The sequence below is a fragment of the Mycobacterium sp. TH-M106 genome (genome assembly GCF_057473765.1).
In genome coordinates, this window is the sequence record NZ_JBYCLE010000326.1 from 1 (window position 1) to 3,768 (window position 3,768).

A 3,768-nucleotide genomic window follows, 5' to 3' on the forward strand; every position below is an offset into this window, starting at 1 on the left:
TGATCGGGTCGACGGTCTCGGTGCCGAAGGTCTCGACGAACAAGCCGACCGGGGCGGCTTTGCCGATGGCGTAGGCGACCTGGACCTCGACCCGTTCCGCCAAGCCGGCGGCGACGATGTTTTTCGCCACCCAGCGCATGGCGTACGCCGCCGAACGGTCCACCTTGGACGGGTCCTTGCCGGAGAACGCGCCGCCGCCGTGGCGAGCCCAGCCACCGTAGGTGTCGACGATGATCTTGCGCCCGGTCAGCCCGGCGTCGCCCATCGGCCCGCCCAGCACGAACTTGCCGGTCGGATTGACCAGCAGCCGCACCTCGGAGGTGTCCAGCGTCTTGTGGCCCAGGTCGTCGAGCACAGTGTTGAGCACCTTTTCCCGGATGTCGGGAGTCAGCGTGTTCTCCAGGTCGATGTCGGCGGCGTGCTGGGTGGAGATGACAACGGTGTCCAGCCGCACCGCGGTGTTGCCCTCGTAGCCGATGGTGACCTGGGTCTTGCCGTCGGGGCGCAGGTAGGGCAGCACACCGCCCTTGCGCACCTCGGTGAGCCGGCGGGCTAGCCGGTGGGCCAGCGCGATCGGCAGCGGCATCAGTTCCGGGGTGTCGGAGATCGCATAGCCGAACATCAGGCCCTGGTCGCCGGCGCCCTGACCGTCCAGCGGGTCCGCTGCGCCCTCGACCCGGGCCTCGTGGGCAGTATCGACGCCCTGGGCGATGTCGGGCGATTGCGCGCCGATGGCGATGTTGACCCCACACGACGCGCCGTCGAAGCCCTTCGCCGAGGAGTCGTAGCCGATCGCTAGGATACGGTTGCGCACCGTATTGGTGATGTCGGCGAACGCCTCTTTGGCGCTGGTGGTCGCCTCCCCGACGACATGCACCTGCCCGGTGGTGACCAGGGTTTCCACCGCAACCCGGGAGCGGGGGTCGTCAGCCAGCAGCGCGTCGAGCACGGAGTCGCTGATCGCGTCACAGATCTTGTCGGGGTGTCCCTCGGTCACCGACTCACTGGTGAACAGCCGACCCTTTTCGCTCACAGTGTCATCCTTGCCATCCTCGATCATCCTTCCCGCACGTCGAAAGTTAGCCCGACAAATCGTATCCCGGGGCGACTAGCTACCCACCGTGACCGTGCAGAAAGGCGACGACGGCGTCCACGATACGGCTGGCCATCAGCGTCTTGGAGCCGTGCTCCAGGGTGGATTCGGTGCCGTCGGAGGCCAGCAACCACCCGTCGTTGCTGTCCACCTCGAACGCCCTGCCGTCGCCGACGGCGTTGACCACCAACAGGTCGCAGCCCTTGCGGCGCAGCTTCGCGCGGGCGTGGAACAGCACGTCGCCGTGCTCGTCGCCGGTCTCGGCAGCGAACCCGACGATCGCGGCCATCCTGGGCAGCAGACCGTCGGCGCGCGCCCGTACCGTAGCGGCCAGCACGTCGTCGTTACGCAACAGCTCGATCGTCGGCGGCCGGTCGGTGCCCTTCTTGATCTTGGCCGGCGCCGCCCGGGCCGGCCGGAAGTCTGCGACGGCAGCCGCCATCACCAGCACATGCGCGTCGGGTGCGTGTTTGGACACCGCGTCGCGCAGCTGCTGGGCCGAGCTGACCTTCACCACGTCGACTCCGGCCGGGTCGACCAGACCGGCGGTGTGCCCGGCAATCAGCGTGACGTCGGCGCCGCGCTGGGCGGCCACCCGCGCCAGGGCGTAGCCCTGTCTGCCCGAGCTGCGGTTACCGATGAAACGCACCGGATCGATCGGCTCACGGGTGCCGCCGGCGGTCACCAGCACTCGGCGGCCGGCCAGGTCGTAGGGCAGCGCGTCGGGCCGCTCCAGCAGCAGCGCCGCGAAGGTGTTGATCTCCTCGGCCTCGGGTAACCGGCCGGCGCCGCTGTCGGTTCCGGTCAACCGCCCGCACGCCGGTTCGAGCACCACCACTCCGCGCTGCCGCAGCGTAGCCACGTTGGCCACCGTGGCCGGATGCAGCCACATCTCGGTGTGCATTGCCGGGGCGAACAACACCGGACAGCGTGCGGTGAGCAATGTCGCGGTCAGCAGGTCGTCGGCGCGCCCGGCGACCGCGCGGGCCAGCAGGTCGGCGGTGGCAGGCGCCACCACCACCAGATCGGCCTGCTGGCCGATCTGAACGTGCGGCACGGCTGGAACGTCATCAAAAACTCCGGTGTGCACCGGCTGTCCGGACAGTGCCTCGAAGGTGGCCGCGCCGACGAACCGCAACGCGGATTGGGTGGGGATGACCCGGACCTGATGGCCGGCCTCAACCAGCTGGCGGACTACGGTGCACGCCTTGTAGGCGGCAATGCCTCCCGAAACGCCGACGACGATGCGCTTGGGGTCCACCGGCGCGGCTCCTGCTACTCGCCTTCGGTGTGTTCCAGCAGGTCCGCGTAGATCTCGCGCATCGCGATCGACAGCGGCTTTTCCTGTAACCCGGGCTCGACCAGCGGGCCGACGTATTCGAGGATGCCCTCACCGAGCTGGTTGTAGTAGTCGTTGATCTGCCGGGCCCGCTTCGCCGCGATCATCACCAGCGCGTACTTGCTTGACGCGCGCTCCAGCAACTCGTCGATGGGCGGGTTGGTGATGCCCAGCGGTGTGTCGTAGCCACCGTAGGAGGCCGGGTCGTGCGAATCGGGGACGACGGCCAAGGACGCGTCGGCTGGCGGGGCGCTCACGTGAGATTTTCTCCTGGCGGTACGGGCTGGGCTAGGACTGGGATCGTGTCAGCAAGGATACCAATTCCGCGCAGACGGTCTCCAACCGGTCGTTGACCACGACCACGTCGAACTCATCCTGAGCTGCCAGTTCGGCACGGGCGGTGGCCAGCCGTCGGCGCATCGCCTCGGGCGACTCGGTGCCCCGTTGCCGGAGCCTGGCCTGCAGTGCCTGCCAGTCCGGCGGGGCCAGGAACACCGTGGTGGCCTCCGGCATTTCCGCCTTGACGGCCCGGGCTCCGGCTAGGTCCACCTCGATAAGAACGGGGTGCCCGGATCGGGTGGCGTCGCGCACCGGCGCGGCCAAGGTGCCCGATCGGTGCAGGCCGCCGTGGATATCGGCCCACTCCAGCAGTTCGCCCGCGTCGATCAGCCGCTGAAACTCCTCCGGCGTCACGAAGTGGTAGTCCACACCGGCCACCTCCCCGGGTCGCGGCGCCCGAGTGGTCGCCGACACGCTGAAATGGAGGTCGGGCATCCGTTCGCGCAGGCACCGGACCACCGTCGACTTGCCGACCGCAGACGGGCCGGACAGGACGACTACCCGCCCTTCCGGCCGTTCGGCCTGCATGCCGCCAGGCTAGGAGAACTTCTCCAGCAGTGCCTTGCGCTGACGCTCGCCCAGGCCCCGAAGCCGGCGGGTGGGCGCGATCTCGAGTTCGGTCATGATCTCTTGCGCCTTGACCTTGCCCACCTTCGGCAACGCCTCCAACAGCGCAGATACCTTCATCTTGCCCAAGATCTCGTTGGTTTCGGCGTCCTTGAGGACCTGCTTGAGGTTGGTGCCGCCGCGCTTGAGCCGGTCCTTGAGCTCGGCCCGGATTCGGCGGGCGGCAGCCGCCTTCTCCAACGCGGCCGCACGCTGCTCGTCGGTCAACTGGGGAAGAGCCACGATTCCTCCGTCTCGTCATCATCGACACACGTCGATGTTTGGTTGTCTCGGCCGGGTGCTCCAGCCAGCGACGACGACCGTACCCACGCCGTCTGACGAAATCTAACCCCACCCCCGGGTTCTTGCCACAAAGGCCCAGCATACGGTC

Annotated in this window: 5 protein-coding genes; all 5 read right to left on the minus strand. The window is 68.3% G+C overall.

What is annotated here, in order from left to right:
* The coding region (metK, locus tag AC2VOP_RS11300) for a methionine adenosyltransferase (RefSeq protein ID WP_486961049.1) at positions 1–1,033 on the minus strand (1,033 nt) is incomplete at its 3' end.
* A gap of 79 nt (positions 1,034–1,112) precedes the next feature.
* Positions 1,113–2,354: a bifunctional phosphopantothenoylcysteine decarboxylase/phosphopantothenate--cysteine ligase CoaBC gene (gene coaBC, locus AC2VOP_RS11305; protein WP_486961050.1), complete on the minus strand. Its 1,242-nt coding sequence runs from the start codon at positions 2,352–2,354 to the stop codon at positions 1,113–1,115.
* 14 nt (positions 2,355–2,368) lie between these two features.
* On the minus strand, positions 2,369–2,689 hold the full coding sequence (gene rpoZ, locus AC2VOP_RS11310) for a DNA-directed RNA polymerase subunit omega (protein ID WP_486961051.1): 321 nt from the start codon (positions 2,687–2,689) through the stop codon (positions 2,369–2,371).
* 31 nt (positions 2,690–2,720) lie between these two features.
* Entirely contained in the window at positions 2,721–3,299 is a 579-nt protein-coding gene (gene gmk / locus AC2VOP_RS11315) for a guanylate kinase (protein ID WP_486961052.1), read from the minus strand.
* Between the two features lie 9 nt (positions 3,300–3,308).
* Positions 3,309–3,620 (minus strand): integration host factor, actinobacterial type, encoded by a 312-nt coding sequence (gene mihF / locus AC2VOP_RS11320; protein WP_486961053.1) that lies wholly within the window; start codon positions 3,618–3,620, stop codon positions 3,309–3,311.
* Between the last annotated feature and the right edge of the window lie 148 nt (positions 3,621–3,768).

Coding starts and splice junctions, on each gene's coding strand:
- gmk (WP_486961052.1), bottom strand. CDS start 3,299: ATGCAGGCCGAACGGCCGGAAGGGCGGGTAGTCGTCCTGTCCGGCCCG.